Source organism: Marinobacterium rhizophilum DSM 18822 (genome assembly GCF_000378045.1).
Lineage (GTDB): Bacteria > Pseudomonadota > Gammaproteobacteria > Pseudomonadales > Balneatricaceae > Marinobacterium_A > Marinobacterium_A rhizophilum.
Genome location: NZ_KB899099.1, coordinates 112272 through 128147 on the forward strand (window position 1 = coordinate 112272; position 15876 = coordinate 128147).

13 protein-coding genes are annotated in these 15876 nt (G+C 48.6%); 1 reads left to right on the forward strand and 12 read right to left on the reverse strand.

The window, feature by feature from the left end; all coding sequences use genetic code 11:
• Nucleotides 1-8: 8 nt before the first annotated feature.
• From F451_RS25565 to F451_RS0113375, 12 genes are all read right to left on the reverse strand, one after another.
• Complete coding sequence (locus F451_RS25565; RefSeq protein WP_020681875.1) at nt 9-317, reverse strand: VanZ family protein; 309 nt, start codon at nt 315-317, stop codon at nt 9-11.
• 146 nt (nt 318-463) lie between these two features.
• Nucleotides 464-1930: a mannose-1-phosphate guanylyltransferase/mannose-6-phosphate isomerase gene (locus F451_RS0113335; RefSeq protein WP_020681876.1), complete on the reverse strand. Its 1467-nt coding sequence runs from the start codon at nt 1928-1930 to the stop codon at nt 464-466.
• A gap of 287 nt (nt 1931-2217) precedes the next feature.
• Nucleotides 2218-2691: a glycosyltransferase gene (locus tag F451_RS0113340; protein ID WP_020681877.1), complete on the reverse strand. Its 474-nt coding sequence runs from the start codon at nt 2689-2691 to the stop codon at nt 2218-2220.
• Entirely contained in the window at nt 2692-3180 is a 489-nt protein-coding gene (locus tag F451_RS27255) for a glycosyltransferase family protein (RefSeq protein WP_083928431.1), read from the reverse strand.
• A complete protein-coding gene (locus F451_RS0113345) occupies nt 3144-4115 on the reverse strand; it encodes a glycosyltransferase (protein WP_020681878.1) in 972 nt (323 codons plus the stop codon). The genes F451_RS27255 and F451_RS0113345 overlap by 37 nt, the downstream gene beginning before the upstream one ends.
• Nucleotides 4116-4119: 4 nt before the next feature.
• The gene (locus F451_RS27260; RefSeq protein ID WP_083928432.1) at nt 4120-4662 is read right to left on the reverse strand and encodes an acyltransferase; all 543 of its coding nucleotides are present in this window, start codon (nt 4660-4662) and stop codon (nt 4120-4122) included.
• A gap of 4 nt (nt 4663-4666) precedes the next feature.
• Nucleotides 4667-5359 (reverse strand): polysaccharide lyase, encoded by a 693-nt coding sequence (locus tag F451_RS0113350; RefSeq protein WP_156826477.1) that lies wholly within the window; start codon nt 5357-5359, stop codon nt 4667-4669.
• Nucleotides 5360-5468: 109 nt separating this feature from the next.
• Nucleotides 5469-6629, reverse strand: coding sequence for a polysaccharide pyruvyl transferase family protein (locus F451_RS0113355; RefSeq protein WP_020681880.1), 1161 nt, complete (start codon nt 6627-6629; stop codon nt 5469-5471).
• Nucleotides 6626-8035, reverse strand: coding sequence for an MATE family efflux transporter (locus F451_RS0113360; protein WP_020681881.1), 1410 nt, complete (start codon nt 8033-8035; stop codon nt 6626-6628). Before F451_RS0113360 ends, F451_RS0113355 begins: the two co-directional genes overlap by 4 nt.
• Nucleotides 8032-9204 (reverse strand): DUF6369 family protein, encoded by a 1173-nt coding sequence (locus F451_RS0113365; RefSeq protein WP_020681882.1) that lies wholly within the window; start codon nt 9202-9204, stop codon nt 8032-8034. Before F451_RS0113365 ends, F451_RS0113360 begins: the two co-directional genes overlap by 4 nt.
• A 31-nt stretch (nt 9205-9235) precedes the next feature.
• A complete protein-coding gene (locus tag F451_RS0113370; protein WP_020681883.1) occupies nt 9236-10564 on the reverse strand; it encodes a UDP-glucose dehydrogenase family protein in 1329 nt (442 codons plus the stop codon).
• Between the two features lie 91 nt (nt 10565-10655).
• The gene (locus F451_RS0113375; protein WP_026291748.1) at nt 10656-12047 is read right to left on the reverse strand and encodes an undecaprenyl-phosphate glucose phosphotransferase; all 1392 of its coding nucleotides are present in this window, start codon (nt 12045-12047) and stop codon (nt 10656-10658) included.
• 1237 nt (nt 12048-13284) lie between these two features.
• On the opposite strand from F451_RS0113375, the gene mutS reads away from it, so the two are divergent.
• Complete coding sequence (gene mutS / locus F451_RS0113385) at nt 13285-15867, forward strand: DNA mismatch repair protein MutS (protein ID WP_020681886.1); 2583 nt, start codon at nt 13285-13287, stop codon at nt 15865-15867.
• Nucleotides 15868-15876 lie beyond the last annotated feature (9 nt).

Below are 15876 nucleotides of genomic sequence, written 5' to 3' on the forward strand. Positions count from 1 at the left end.
CAACAGCCTCAGGCTGCCACGGCCCGGCCACGGCACCACAACCACCAAAGCGCGCCAGCGAGCAAGGTTCCAGCGATGTTGGCCAGCGCATCCTCCAGACTGAAGATGCGCTGCGGCTGAAACCAGTGCTGCGCGACTTCCAGTACCGGCCCCAGCAGCAGAAACAGGCTCCAGAAACGAACACCAGACCAAGATGGCAGCGCCAGGCATCCGCTGAAGGTCAGTGCGAAAAACGCCAGCAGGTGCATAGCCTTGTCCGACTGCTCAAACAATTCCGGTGGTGGTGCCTGCCGGAACAGCCCATATGCCAATGCCATACAGAGGCCAGCAAAAAGCACAGCTCTAATATTCATGCCTTAGCATCCAGCAAGTCAGAAATTTTCGAAGGGGAAGTCAGCCGTAGGCGCGAGACAGCACGCGTATCATGCCTCAATGCCTACAGCTTTTCTCATGTTCTCGCCTTTCAAGCCCGCCCGTACAGGTCCTCGAACCTTACGATATCGTCCTCTGCGAGATAGGAGCCGGACTGCACCTCGATCAGTTCAAGCGGAATCTTGCCGGGGTTTTCCAGCGAATGCACCACACCGACGGGAATGTAAACAGACTGGTTCTCGGTCAGCAATTGCTCGTTGTCACCACAGCGTACCTTTGCCGTACCGGAAACCACCACCCAATGCTCGGCGCGATGATGGTGCATCTGAATAGACAGTTTCTCGCCGGGCTTTACGGTAATACATTTGACCTGGTAACGCTGGCCATTGTCGATGGAATCGTACTTGCCCCAGGGACGGTAGACCTCACGGTGAAGTTTGTACTCACTTCGCCCTTCAAGCTTGAGTCGGTTCACCAGGTGTTTTACATCCTGCACTCGGTCTTTGGCGGCGACCAGCACAGCATCCTTCGTTTCGACAATTACCATGTCCTGCAAGCCCACCGTTGTCACCAGCTTGTGACTGGCATGGATAAGGCAGTCGCTGGTGTCATGCGTCATGACATCGCCGTGATTGACATTGCCCTGTTCATCCTTGGCATTCACCTCCCAGAGCGACGACCAGGAGCCGACATCGCTCCAGCCCGCATCCAGCGGCATGACTACAACGGTATCTTCTCCGCTGCACAGCGGCTCCATCACCGCATAGTCGATAGACTCATCCGGGCAGGCGACAAAAGCCGCTTTATCCACGCGCACAAAGTCCATATCCTGGCGTGTGCCAGCCATCGCGCTGGAACAGGCGACATGAATATCGGGCCGAAATTCGCGCAATGCATCGAGATAACAACTAGCGCGAAACAGGAACATGCCACTGTTCCAGTAATACTCGCCACTGGCGACGTATGTTTCAGCCGTCGACAAATCCGGTTTCTCGACAAAGCGATCGACCACGTACGATTGTAACGAAGCCGCGGAACTATCATGACCGCCATCGTTCGACGCTTGCAGCGCGAGACTCTCCAGTGGCATGCCACGGCGGATATAGCCGTAACCGGTTTCAGGGCCGGTGGCAACAATACCAAAAGTGACCAGCTTGCCCTGCTCTGCAAGTGGCGCTGCCGCCCGCACGGCCCGTTGAAACCCTTCTGTATCCTGAATTACATGGTCGGCAGCCAGCACCAGCAACAATGGGTCTTCCCCCTGTGCAAGCGCATCCATCGCCGCCAGAGCGATGGCAGGCGCAGTATTGCGTCCAACCGGCTCCAGCAGTATCGATGCGGTAATGCTCTGCGCACGTAACTGTTCGGCCACAATAAAACGATGCTCTTCATTGCAGATCAGAATCGGCGCGGCGTCACAGAGCCCATCTATCCGCGCCAGCGTGTCCTGCAGCATGGTCTGATCAGAGGCTAACGGCAGAAACTGTTTAGGATAAAGCGCACGAGAAAGGGGCCACAGGCGCGAACCTGATCCGCCAGCCATAATTACTGGTTTCATTGCATAAATCCTTAATGATTAATTAAATATCCCTGGATGTCCGAAGCCATAATCTTCACGATAAAAATAGAATCTGGCTCTGAGCTTAAAACCCCGGACATTGAACACAGGCCACTTCTATTTCTTGATAAACATTATGAACCCGCATCAAAATAACTTGACTACTCTGGGTATTGGCTCAATTATACAAGGAGCTGGTGTATCAAAAAATGACACTACACGTCAGCTGACGTCAGTTGACAATCACCATATCAAATGTAAATTTACACAAGATTAATTATGCACTATCAACCAACAAAATCAGCCACTGCTTTTATTAAGCCCTGTAAGTTTTCATTATTCGAAACATCAACAGGATTGTATTTTTCTGCCTGATCCATTGCATCACAAAATTCAGCATAGTTACTGGCGCAAAACAAATTAGGCAGGCCGCTTAGTGAATCAACGGTATCCATTTGATGATTGTTTATATGCTCATTTAAAGATGACTGTCTGGGCACAACAATAATCGCCTTATTCAGATCCAAGGCCCGTATTATGTTACCCATACCCGCATGGGAAACTATAATGTCAGCCTGATCGAAATGACCACTAAAATAAGGCTCGCTAATGTTTTTATGATAGCCGTCTTCGGGGGAGAATTTATTAGAGCTACCGACCTGAAAAACAATATCTTTGTATTGTTTCGCTTTCTGCCATTCAATGAGGTATTCGACAAGTCGATCAAAAGGCAGTTGAGTCCCAACAGTACAAAATATCATCTATATTACCTTCCCCACATAGGTTGCTCCATGCTTGCCATTAAGGTGTTCCCATTGAGTAAACACCTTATTCGCAGTGACACACGCAAGCCGACCCGAAAGCGACAGTTTTTTAGTATTCGCGATACTGTCGACCCACAAAGTTTTACATCCCATTAGGCGAGCTATTACCAATGTAATAATACCAGGAGCAGCCCCGGTTGAAACAACATGGGTCGGCTTTAACTTTCTTACCAACCACAAAGATTTAGGGACAAAAAGTAGAGTTGGAAGTAAGTTCTTTCTGTTAAAGTCTGGTATTTTATTCTTAGAATAAAAATCAAACCCAGCATTATCGGCACAGGACAAGTCAACTGTCGCCACTGAAACGAGATGCCCTTCAAAAGCGGGCAGAATACGCTTCATCTGAACCCAGTGCCCACCACCGGAACAAATAACCAAAACATGCTTACTCACGGGTACATGATCGTTGCAGCTTGTCTTTTCCATCGCTCAGTTCTCCGTTGCATCAATGTTTTGGTACGCTCAGCCATGCCGTCCAGGTCTGATAAGACTTTTTGAATTGCTCCAGCTAAACTTTCGGGATCATCATTATCTATAAGCTGAGCAGCGTCAGAGTACAAATCCCTAAGTGTTGTAGTATTAGAAAGTATCAATGGCTTACAGGCACTTAAACCTTCATTTGCAACACTTAGCTGAACATTCTGCCTTGTCGTCATACCAAGAACCATCGTGGCATTGAGCAATAAAGCGTCATACTCCGGTTTACTCAGATAATTGGTAAAAAATACGTTTTTCGGTATTTCAACATTATCCGAGTTAACGAATTTTTTTGAGTTACCGGTTATATAGAAATTAATATCGGATAACTTTGCCGCCTTTAGAACAGTTTCGATCGGCTCATCAATATCAAATGAGCAGGGAAAAATTATATACTTTTCATTTTGATCGTCTCGCTTGGATACAGAGTCCAAGTCATACTGAAAAGGGTAATCCTCAAGAACATGGACTATATTCTCGTTAATACCGAGCGCTTTTAACTCTTCACTCACTGCCTTGTTATGCGCCAGAACAACATCCATCTTATTAAGCAATGCACGAGCAAATGGAAATTTCATCCACTTATCACGTAGCATACTATTATGTAAATCTGCAATAATCGCGCAATCTTTCTTAAAGACAAACTTGTATATAAAAGCTATATGCAGCAGCAAACTAGGTGGCAATTGTATCCACAGCTGATCTGGTCGTTCAGTGAACAGAATCGCAAACGTTTTTACAATTTTGACGATGTAGTCCAGTGGTTTACTGATTATAGAACTACCGAAAGACGTATGGATATGCCTGAGGTCATATCCCCAATGTTCCTGCATGCAATCAGCCCTTCGCTGGTATTTGACCCATGCAACCATAATTTTTTTCATAAACTTATATTCCGTACCAGATGGGAAATTCGCTTGAGTAAGCTATGTTTGAATTTCTTTTTCCTACAGGCCTTGCTGGGTTACCGGCGTAAATCGTATAGGCATCCAGGCTTTTAGTCACAACACTACCTGGATAAACCACAGCACCTTCACCTATAATTACGCCAGGCATCACCAATGCATTAGGAAAAATCCAGGCATTATCTTTTATCACAACGGTCTTTGAGACAGTTTTAGAGAATGGGTCATTAATATCGTGGCCCATTGTATATATTTTTACACAATGGGAAATGTTCACGTTATTACCAATAACTAATTTCCCGCGAGCATCCAGAAAGCACTGGTAATTAACTGTAGTCCGATTGCCAATTGTGAGATTTCCAGGACAGAAAAGTTTGACGCCGCGGTGAATGGTAGCTTTTTCACCTACGGAAATACCAAAGCAGCGAAGTAAAAACCTTCTTACGCAGAAAAATAAGCTCAAACTTAATATAGTATTAAAAAAGCTCACAATAATTTTTTGAATATTCAGCTTGATAATTTTCATGCTTTTATTTGCCCAGGAGATGATCGCTTATGGTAATGCTACTAACCTGGATAAAAGTATCCTGCGCAGCTGCAAACTTTGGTTTATTACCCCCAAAAAATGAAGAGAAAAGAATACCATCTATTAACAATCCGTCATCATATCGGTATGTGACTTCGTGATTACTATAAACTAATTCATGGTCAAGCCACACCTGCAGAATACCATTAGACTGGCCAACTGAATTCAATCTAACTTTCTGTGTTATATGATGCCACTGCCCTCTTTTGTAAGACCAACTATTCGCACCCAGAGCAGTTCCCCACACTTTACTCGTCGGGAGGTAGGCATAAACGGCGCCGGCACCCGCCGCTAGCCACAAAAATCTGGAACTGAAGCCGTCATACCCCGTTGGAATCCGTCCACCGGTATTCCCAGTTCCGCCGAAAAGACCGGGAAGCTTACCTCCGTTAACGAAGTCGAAGTCATTGGCGAATCTCAAATCGTAATCCAGGTAAAGACAGTCGTAACTTTGTTCAAAATTGACCCTTACATTGATTCCGCCAACTGGTTTTTTTAGCTCCAGCATCGATTTTGGATCATAGCTTCCCTTAGGATAACTAATTTTTATTGCCTTATTATTATTTTTACGCTCAACCACATCAATATTACTGCTGTCGGCTCTTACTGTATCACTTATATAGTCAGTTATATCCAATGCAAACCGATCATCTTTTGTGTTACAGGGTTCTTGTGCTAATACTGTCGATACGGGTTGTAACGATACAATAAAAGCGAGCCATCCAGACCTAAGATGTCGCATGTAACTATCTATTGCTCCGTATCCAGTCAAGCAAATCCTTTTCAGACCGTTGTGATAACACTTCTAAAGTCTCATATTCTTTCTTGAGGTTTTGTTCAAGAACTGTTCGCCTACTGGGGAATTCACTTATTTCCGACAAAATAGAGTCTGCTGATGGCTCACTCACCAATCGAGTTCCAGTAGGTAGCATTTTATGTATTTCTTTTAGCTTTGGTTCAATTTCAATTGCTATTGTAGGCGTATTGAAAGCGGCGGCGAGCATCACGCCATGAGCTCTGGCGCTCACAATTACTTTTGAACTTTGGCAAAGGTTATAGAAGAAAGTACTTGGCGATGTTCCATCAACTTCCCAAAAAACCCATTCGAATTCAGGCGCCCTGGCTACAAGATGCTCATCCCTGTCCTTATATAGGCAGATAAATCTAACCTTTTGTCCCTGGTTTCTTAGGGTGGTAGCTGCATCAAACATTGCCGTAAGACATGCTTGACCCCTTTCGCTATGTGGCCAGTCACGAACAATGAAGGATACAAAACCGTCCTCATCGATTACGTTTTTGTTTTCTAGAGCAAGCTGTTCACTCTTGCTAATCCAAAGTTTTCTATTAAAGCTAGGATCAGTAAAAATGTTGGCCGATCTATTTGGAACGAAGTTTTTATACAAAGCGGCGCTGGTCGATTCACGAACCGAAATATAACTCAACGACGGCAGAATCTTTTTAGTTCTATCAAGATTTTTTCCTTCGCTTTCAAACGGCCCCAAACCTATACAATAAGCTGCAACGTGTTGTGCAAAATAGAGGTTATCATAAGCGCCTCTCGCCTTCATCAGCAGGCGAGTCAGTGTATCAAGCAAGCCGGACTGTCGCTTTATAATAGTAACAACCTTGGATAGTACACTTTTGGGCTTGGAGACCGGTGGTAAGAAAGAAAAGAACTGTCCACCTCCTCCAAGTATAACGACATCTGCGGAGAAGGGCTTCTTGATATGGATGAAGTTTGCTTCTGGCAAAATGTATTTACCAAGTACTGGATCCTCAACACCAATATAGATGTCTTTGCTATCAAATACCTTTCGCATCGACTTATAAGTAGAAACCATTAAAATGTCATCACCTATATTCCCAGGCCCGTAAGCACCACGGATATAACATTTTACTTTTTTCATATTAATTTCTTCTCTTTAAAAAACGGAAACATGACAACTAAAAAAAGAACAGAAAGAACGGAAAAATTCAACGCCATTGAATTTGAATAATTGGCAACAATCATGCTAGACATGAAACAGGCTGTGATTAACAGTATCGATCTTGAAAACATGACAGAGAAAGAGACTAGGCTGTGCCAATAAAAAACTGGCAGGAACAATACCAGGCTTGTTATATGGGCCAACAGAATTGACTTCGAAAGCGATACAGCCGAGAGCACAGGGGTTAACTGAAGAAACGTTAAGAATGAAACCAGCCAAAATGCATTACTTACTATACTAATCCATCCCTTTCCTTTTAACGCAATCACGCGTGCAATTCCACTCTTGAACGCACTTATATACAGTGCAGCTGAAATCATCAAAGCACACTGCATATAGTCGTCCGGCGCAAAATCATCGAGCACATATTCGCCCCAAAATCGTAATGAAAGAACGATTGGAACGATAAAAACAAAGGCAGCAAGCATTGTGGGCAGATAATTAAGCGGGTTTCTCTCATATGATATATTTGTTTGAGAGAGCTTTGGCATAATGACTCCACCGAGCGAGATAATGACTTGGGTCAGTATCATTCCAAATTGCCACACCAATGCAAAAAGTGATGCCTGGGCCAGTCCATTGGGAGTCTCAGATAGTAGTTTTGTTGAATACCAGTAAGCAGGCGTAACAAACATACTTGTGACAAGCAACGGTATGAAAACTTTCCTGGTGACTTCTCCACCCTCTAGCTTTAATGATACGTAATTTAATGCTTTATTCTTTTTAATAAACATTAAGGCATGTATCAATGCAGTTGTAATTGAGTGTATTAACAACCCCTGGATAGCACCAAATATTCCATCTTTTGTAATCAGATACATAGACAGTGGGGTAAGGAGCACTACAGGTATAATGTTTGCCATTGCCAACAGTTTAAATGCTTGCTGTCCTTGAAGGACGCCTGCAATTACACCTATGGCAATGTTTAGCGGAACCAATGAAAGAAGAATGTAGATCTCTGCTTTATCAGCAGTACCGGCCGTCAGAAATTCAATTGACGCTTCAATATCATATAGCGTTGCTGCGCATACGCAAAACCAGATCAACAGAGCTAAAACCACAAGATTTAAGCATCCCGATACCGATTTATCGTCAAGAACGCCATTGCTGACCGATAGAATCTTGTTAGCCGACACAGTAATGGATTGTGTCAATATTCCAGAAATAACTGAGACAAGAAAGATAAAGACAGAAAGAGCACCGTGCTCTTCTGAAGTTAAAACATAGGCACAAAAAAAGCTTACAAAAAAAATAAAAAACTTATTACAACTAGAAGCAATAAGATTCAACAGTGCGCTTTCCAAGAATGAATCTTTGAATTTCATTTTTTATTTACCCATAAAAAACTAGCTATCAGTCCGATGCAATAAGGCTGGTATGGTGTCGCGCTCACTAAGAAGACACTAAAAATAAAGATTCGAGCCGGAATTGAAATTTTTGATGACGGTATTGCTGTAAAAGCAAACCCCGCTAACAAGACAAAGCCAACCAATCCATATTTAGTAATATATGTCAGGTAAGCACTATCAATATTGGAATGTGTAGTTTCCAAACCTCTATAAGCAAACCACGGGATTTCAAATGTTGTTCCCGCCCCCAGACCAAACAAATAGTTTAGACCTGAAAATTCATTTATACGCTCAACTGCTGGTCCAAACCGGATCAGCAATTGTTCTGCTATACGATCAGCGGACAGATTATCAATAATACGGGTTGCATTAAGCTCAATACTCAAGAGGTAGAAGGAAAATGCAAGCAATACCGCAGCTAACGCAGCATAAGCGACTCTTTTTGGCCTGTTGAGATTACTCCCAATCGCCGATATTCCCAAACTTAGCAAGATAAACCTAGAGTTCGCAAGGAGCACCGATGCTACAGAGAATAGAATAGATATAATTTTCAAACGGGACTTTGATGTAGAACTTACAAAACACGATATCAAGTAAATGGCACAATAATATGAGGAAGCATCAAGATATCGGAAAGAGTTCTCTTCGTAGTACTCATCTTGAAACCCATAGAGTCCAGAGCTTATGAAGAAAAGTTTAACGAAGCTTGCCGCACCTGAAATAACAAACATTTTTTGCTTAAAGCTATCATCAAATAAATCCTCCGTTTTTTTATAAAGATCCAGAACAGCAACAAGAAAAATGATGTTAAGAACAGGCCTTATATCTTTGATGTAATATTTATCCAAATCTACATACATCAAAGCTGCCGCTAGAAACACAAAATGCAATAACAATGTTGCTATAGAAAATGGATGAGCTCTTATTTTCAATCGTCCACTTGTCGCAAACTCTAAAAACAGCCGAACGATATAAGCAATCGTGAACCCATCATAAAAATAAACCCCCTGTAAGGATATTATCTGACTATAGGCGTTGCTGCTTGGAAAGACACAGGCAATCAGCAATATTGAAATTATTGCATGCTTTCTTTTTGGCAGCAGCGCCGAAAGAAAAGATATTATCAGAAATATTAAGAAAATCACGATGTTCCTAACAGCAGGGTTCTTTTAAAAATTATGATTGGCGACCAATAGAATGATATTGAATGCCTTGCCGTGCCAACCTTTTCACTTCGAAAAGGTTTCGCCCATCAAATATCACAGGCTGCTTCAACTGTTTTTTGATCAAGTCAAAGTCAGGTGCCTTGAATGCAGGCCACTCGGTAACAATCACCAGCATATCCGCACTTTTCAGCGCCGCTTCCTTGGTACCACACAGGCTAAGATCATCTCGACTGCCGTAGATGCGTTGAGTTTCTTCCATCGCTTCCGGATCATAGGCTTGAACAATGGCGCCAGCATTCCACAGTGCTTCCATCAGTACACGGCTGGGGGCTTCACGCATATCATCTGTATTAGGTTTGAAACTAAGACCCCAGAGCGCAACAGTCCTGCCCGCCAGGTCACCGTTAAAGTGTTTGTAGATTTTCTTGAACAGGGTGGTTTTCTGCTCATTGTTGCGGCTTTCTACGGCTTTCAACACCTTGGCATCGAAGTCGATGCTATCCGCAGTGCGAACCAGTGCCTGTACGTCTTTGGGGAAACATGACCCACCGTACCCCGCTCCGGGGTAGATAAAATGGTATCCGATACGCGGGTCGGAGCCGATACCCTGCCTCACCATTTCGATATCTGCACCGAGCTGTTCCGCCAGGTTGGCCATTTCGTTCATGAAACTGATTTTGGTTGCCAGCATGCAGTTGGCGGCATACTTGGTCAGCTCGGCGCTACGCACGTCCATGACGATGATCTTTTCATGGTTGCGATTGAACGGCGCATAGAGCTCGCGCATCACTTCTTCCGCCACTTCACTGTCAGTACCGATAATGATGCGGTCAGGCTTCATGCAGTCGGCGACGGCGGAACCCTCTTTGAGAAATTCCGGGTTGGAAACGACGGCAAAGGTCAGGTCGCTGCGATCGCGGCGCGCCAACACCTCTGCGACCCGGGCGCCGACCCTGTCGGCAGTGCCCACCGGGACAGTCGACTTGTCGATTATTGTCTGTGGCCGTTCCATGTGTTCGGCAATGGTTTCCCCCACGGCCAGAACGTACTGCAGATCGGCCGAGCCGTCCTCATCGGGCGGTGTACCGACCGCGATAAACTGCACATCGCCATGTTTCACAGCCTCGGCTGCATCGGTGGTAAAGCTCAGCCGGCCAGCAGCGAAATTATCGCGCACGAGATTCGCAAGCCCCGGCTCATAGATCGGGATCTGGCCCTGTTTCAGGCGTTCGACCTTGTTTTCGTCGATATCCACGCAAATGACGTCGTGACCGACCTCGGCCAGTACGGCCCCCTGTACCAGACCGACGTAACCAATCCCGAATACGGTAACTTTCATTAACAGATCCTTTTAATTCCTTAGTGGCCGAACGCAGAACTCCTGGCCGGGTTCCCCCTGTTCCGCCACGGGTTCAGAAGCGCAATAGACTTTAGTAAATGTCCTTGGATACCAGAGACAGCGGTGTTTTGAGCAATATCTTGATGTCCAGCCACACCGACCAGTTGCTGATATATTTCAGATCGAACTCTACACGTTTGGCCATCTTGTCGATGGTCTCGGTTTCGCCGCGGGCACCGCTGATTTGCGCCAGGCCGGTGATACCGGGCTTGATACGATGGCGCGCCATGTAAGCGGTGATCTTGTCGGCGTAATAGTCGTTATGCGCCAGCGCATGGGGGCGCGGGCCAACAAGCGACATGTCTCCGAGCAGGACATTGAACAGCTGCGGCAGTTCGTCGATCGAGGTACGGCGGATAAAGCGACCGACTGCGGTGATGCGGGGGTCTTCACGGGTTGCCTGTTTAACCTGGGTATCCTGATGCACCCGCATTGAACGGAATTTCCACACCTTGATGATATTGCCGTTCCAGCCGTGGCGTTGCTGCTTGAACAATACCGGCCCCGGAGATGAAAGCTTTACGGCAATGGCGGTGCCTATCAGCAGCGGGCTCAGCATTACGATAGCCAGCAAGGCAACGCTTCGATCCAGTACGCTTTTGATGAAGGCTCCACGGTGTTGCGCCGTAAGTGGACACTCATTCAGGTGTATGGCTGGCAGTGTCCCGATGGAGGATACCGACTGATTCAGCAACACCAGTGAGGCCAGGTCGGGAATCCATACGACATCGACGTTGACATCCAGCAGGTCGATATACAGACGTTCAATCTCGTTCATTCGACTAAAGGGCAGTGCGATATAGAGTCGGCGAACGCCCTGCTCGGCAATAATCTGGCGGATCTGCTCCAATTTGCCGAGCCGCGGGTATCGGCTGTCGGCGGTCAGAGACTCAGTACCCGCCTCCACCAGCCCCATCAGCGGCTCGTGCCGGTCATTGACGAGCACGTCAGCCAAACGCAGAGCCAGGTCGTCGGAGCCAATGATCAGGGCCTTGCGATTTTCACGCAGGCTCTGATGATAGCGGCGTGACAGATCGTGCAGGGGCAGGAAAGCCGCCGCCTGCACCAGATATCCGAGTAGCATCCATTTCAGCAGCACTTCCCGGGAATAGAGTTCGCTGCTCTTGGTAATAAAAGCGACAACGGCCAGCATGGCCAGCACAAGCGACCAGCCGCCCAGCAGACGTATCAGGCCGGTAAAGGAGCCTTCGCGCCTCCTGTCGTAAACGTTCATGAGTGTGTAGGCCGGCACCGATCCCAACAAAGCCACGGCCATCAGAATACGGTATTGCGATTCGAAATCACCGGTTTTCAACCAGGTAAGCAGGCCCAGTACCCCAGTGACCAGGGTCATGGCGACAAACCACTGAATCCAGAATGTCAGTCCTCTTGGGTGTGGTAGCGACGCGTTTTTCTCAAACATCATAGACTCCCTTCGGCATCGGGCTGGCCCGGTGATCCGTTACTGGTTGAAAAAACGAAGCAGGCAATGCGTTTACAGAGGGCGCAGAAAGGGAGAGCGCAACCAGCAGTAGAAAAAAGACACGCTACCGCCCCAAGGTTGACAGGACTATCCCTAACGCCCGAACTACGATGAGTTATTTTTGTGTTTTAAACGATTGTTTGAATGCTTTTTAACGCAACTGCGTAACGCTTGTATAGTGTGTCAAATATGCGACATATTTCATTAAGTTATGCTTATAAAGCCTAATCAGAATTATCAGAAAATCTTTATTAATTTATTAAAAAATCCAAAAACAAAGATCAAAAATATCTTAAACGACCTCAATATATATATTAAGTGCATGAAATACATAGATTTTCTTATTTTTCGTATTTTTATAAAATCAAACCTTTATGCTAGCTTAATAGTATTGTCATTCCCCATCAGACTAGACATCTATAATAAAAATATTCTGGTTTATTAACTGATTTTTCCGATTTATAAGACGCCATATATATTCAACTTACACTATTCTTTCGCACCTGCGTTATCAAAGTATAGAGTGGAAAAATCGCGACACATTGCAAAACAACATAGCAACTTAGTTTTTAATCTGTGCATCCACGCGGACCCCGGTGGAGCATATGACGCTGCACAAAGAGATTCATGCTGCTGTCGCGCGGCGAACGCGCATGCCCAAGGATGACCCGTCGGCAGCGGGACATCGAGCACTGGCGGTAGGGCTGGCAGGCCGTTGTGTATAGGATGATGCGCGAATCCCCAGAGCCCTGACCGCACTGTTCTGGCTGCGACAGCGTTCAGGCAAGACGCTCTCGCCCCGGAAATCGAGCAAGTGATAGTGCGAAAAAACTTGATCGCCTGCCTGAGTACCTGAAAGGTTTGCCATACGGCGACAGTTGCCAGAATGCTATGCCGATCGCATCCTGACAGGGATTTTGCGGCTTGCGGCGCACATTGCTAACGACAGCGACTGAAGTTGCCCCGAACAAGTCGCAGCTTCGCTACATGCCAGCGGACCACAAGTATCGAACAGGGCAGGACCAGGCCACGACCTTCGCCTGCATGGTGTCGGCAACTGAATCTCCGGTTCGCTTCGAATCAAGCGCCGAATCACGTAAAATGCGTGACCCATTGTTCTTTAAGCAACTCAGGCCATGCACGGCCTGAGTGTTCAACCCAGGCCACGACTATCCCCATGAGCATTCAGCCCGGCAATCTCGACCAGCATACTCCGATGATGCAGCAATACCTGCGTCTGAAAGCAGACCATCCCGACCAGCTGCTGTTCTATCGCATGGGCGATTTTTACGAACTGTTCCACGACGATGCCCGCAAGGCCTCTGAGTTGCTCGGCATTTCCCTTACCGCGCGCGGCAAGTCCGGCGGCAACCCGATTCCCATGGCCGGTATCCCCTACCATGCCGCCGATGGCTATATTGCCAAGATTGTGCGGGCCGGCGAATCGGTGGCGATCTGTGAGCAGGTCGGCGATCCGGCAACGACCAAGGGACCGGTGGAGCGCAAAGTGATGCGCATCGTGACCCCCGGCACCCTGACCGACGAGTCGCTGCTGGACGAACACCGGGACAACCTGATCGTGGCGCTGGAACAGCGCGAAATGGATATTGGCCTTGCCATTCTGGACATGAGCGCGGGGCGTTTCAGCCTGATGCAGGTCAGCGGCAATGACAGCCTGCGCGCCGAGCTTGAGCGCCTCAAGCCCGCCGAAATTCTCTACAATGAAGACAGCCAGCTGGCGCCACTGCTGGAGCAGCGCCCGGGCCAGCGCCCGCAGGCGCCGTGGAATTTCGAACTGGATACGGCCGAGCGCCTGTTGTGCCAGCAGTTCAATACCCACGATCTGTCCGGATTTGGCTGCGATCACCTGCCCGTGGCACTGGCAGCGGCGGGCTGTCTGCTGCAATATGCACGCGATACCCAGCGCGGCGCCCTGCCCCATATTCGCCGCATCCAGGTTGAACAGCAGAACGACAGCGTGCTGCTGGACGCCGCCACAAGGCGCAACCTGGAAATAGACTTCAACCTGGCCGGCGGGCGCGAGAACACCCTGGCGGCGGTCATGGATCAGGCCCGCACCCCCATGGGCAGTCGCATGTTGCGACGCTGGCTAAACCGCCCCTTGCGCTGTCGCAATACCCTGCTGGCACGCCAGCAATCGATCCAGTGGCTGCAAATAGATTACCGATACGAAGACCTGGCGCCACTGCTCAAGCAGATCGGCGATATTGAGCGTATTCTGTCACGCATCGCGTTGCGCTCGGCCAGACCCAGGGACCTGGAGCGACTCAAGCACGCCCTGTCCATACTGCCGGGGCTGCAGCAACAGATCCGCACCGACGACTGTGCCCACATTACCGAGCTGGGATTGCAGATCAGCGAGTTTCCACAGCTGGCCGAGCTGCTGCAGCGCGCCATCATCGACAATCCCCCCGTGGTTATCCGTGACGGTGGCGTCATCGCCGCAGGCTACGACAGCGAACTCGATGAGTTACGCGCCATCAGCGAGAATGCCGGCGACTACCTGGTTCAGATCGAGACACGGGAACGCGAAGCGACGGGCATCAGTACGCTCAAAGTGGGCTACAACCGGGTACACGGCTATTTTATCGAGATCTCCAAGGCCCAGGCCAAGGATGTGCCGGTGGATTACATTCGCCGCCAGACCCTGAAAAACGCCGAGCGCTTCATTACCCCTGAGCTGAAAGAGTTCGAGGACAAGGCCTTGAGTGCCAAAAGCCGCGCACTGGCTCGGGAAAAAGGGCTCTACGAGGAGCTGATCGAGACCCTGGCCGAACAGCTGGCACCGCTGCAGGACAGTGCCGGCGCCATCGCCGAACTGGACGTTCTGACCAACCTGGCCGAGCGGGCTCTGAGCCTTAACTTCAGCGCACCGCAGCTGGTAGAAGAGCCGGGGCTTGCGATCGAGGGCGGGCGCCATCCGGTGGTCGAAGCCGTGATGGAGGACCCCTTCGTCGCCAACGACCTGCAGCTGGATCCAGAACGGCGCATGCTGATCATTACCGGCCCCAACATGGGCGGTAAATCCACCTACATGCGCCAGGCCGCACTGATTACCCTGCTGGCCCATATCGGCAGCTATGTACCGGCGGCCTCGGCCCGCATCGGCATCGTCGATCGCATCTTCACCCGTATGGGCTCCTCGGATGACCTTGCGGGCGGGCGCTCCACCTTCATGGTGGAAATGACCGAAACCGCCAATATCCTGCATAACGCCACGCACCGCAGCCTGGTGCTGATGGATGAAGTCGGCCGTGGCACCAGCACCTTCGATGGGCTTTCGCTGGCCTGGGCCTGCGCGCGCCATCTGGCGGGCGAGGTAAAGGCGCTGACGCTGTTCGCAACCCACTACTTCGAACTCACCACCATGCCCGAACAGTCTGCTGGCGTGTTTAACGTGCACCTGACCGCCGTGGAGCACAACGACCACATCGTCTTCATGCATGAAGTCCGCGAGGGGCCCGCCAGCCAGAGCTACGGGTTGCAGGTCGCCCAGCTGGCAGGCATTCCCCGCAAGGTGATTCAACAGGCACGCAACACGCTGATCAGCCTCGAAAAAGAGTCCAACCAGTTGCAGCAGCGCCAGACACAGCAAAATGCGCCGGTACAGAACGACATGTTCGTCGAGTCCACGCCCAACCCCGCCATAGCGCGATTACAGGCACTTAATCCGGATGACCTCAGCCCACGCGAAGCCCTGGAAGCGCTCTACCAGCTGCGCGCCCTTGCAGACGCCTGAACCCCACTT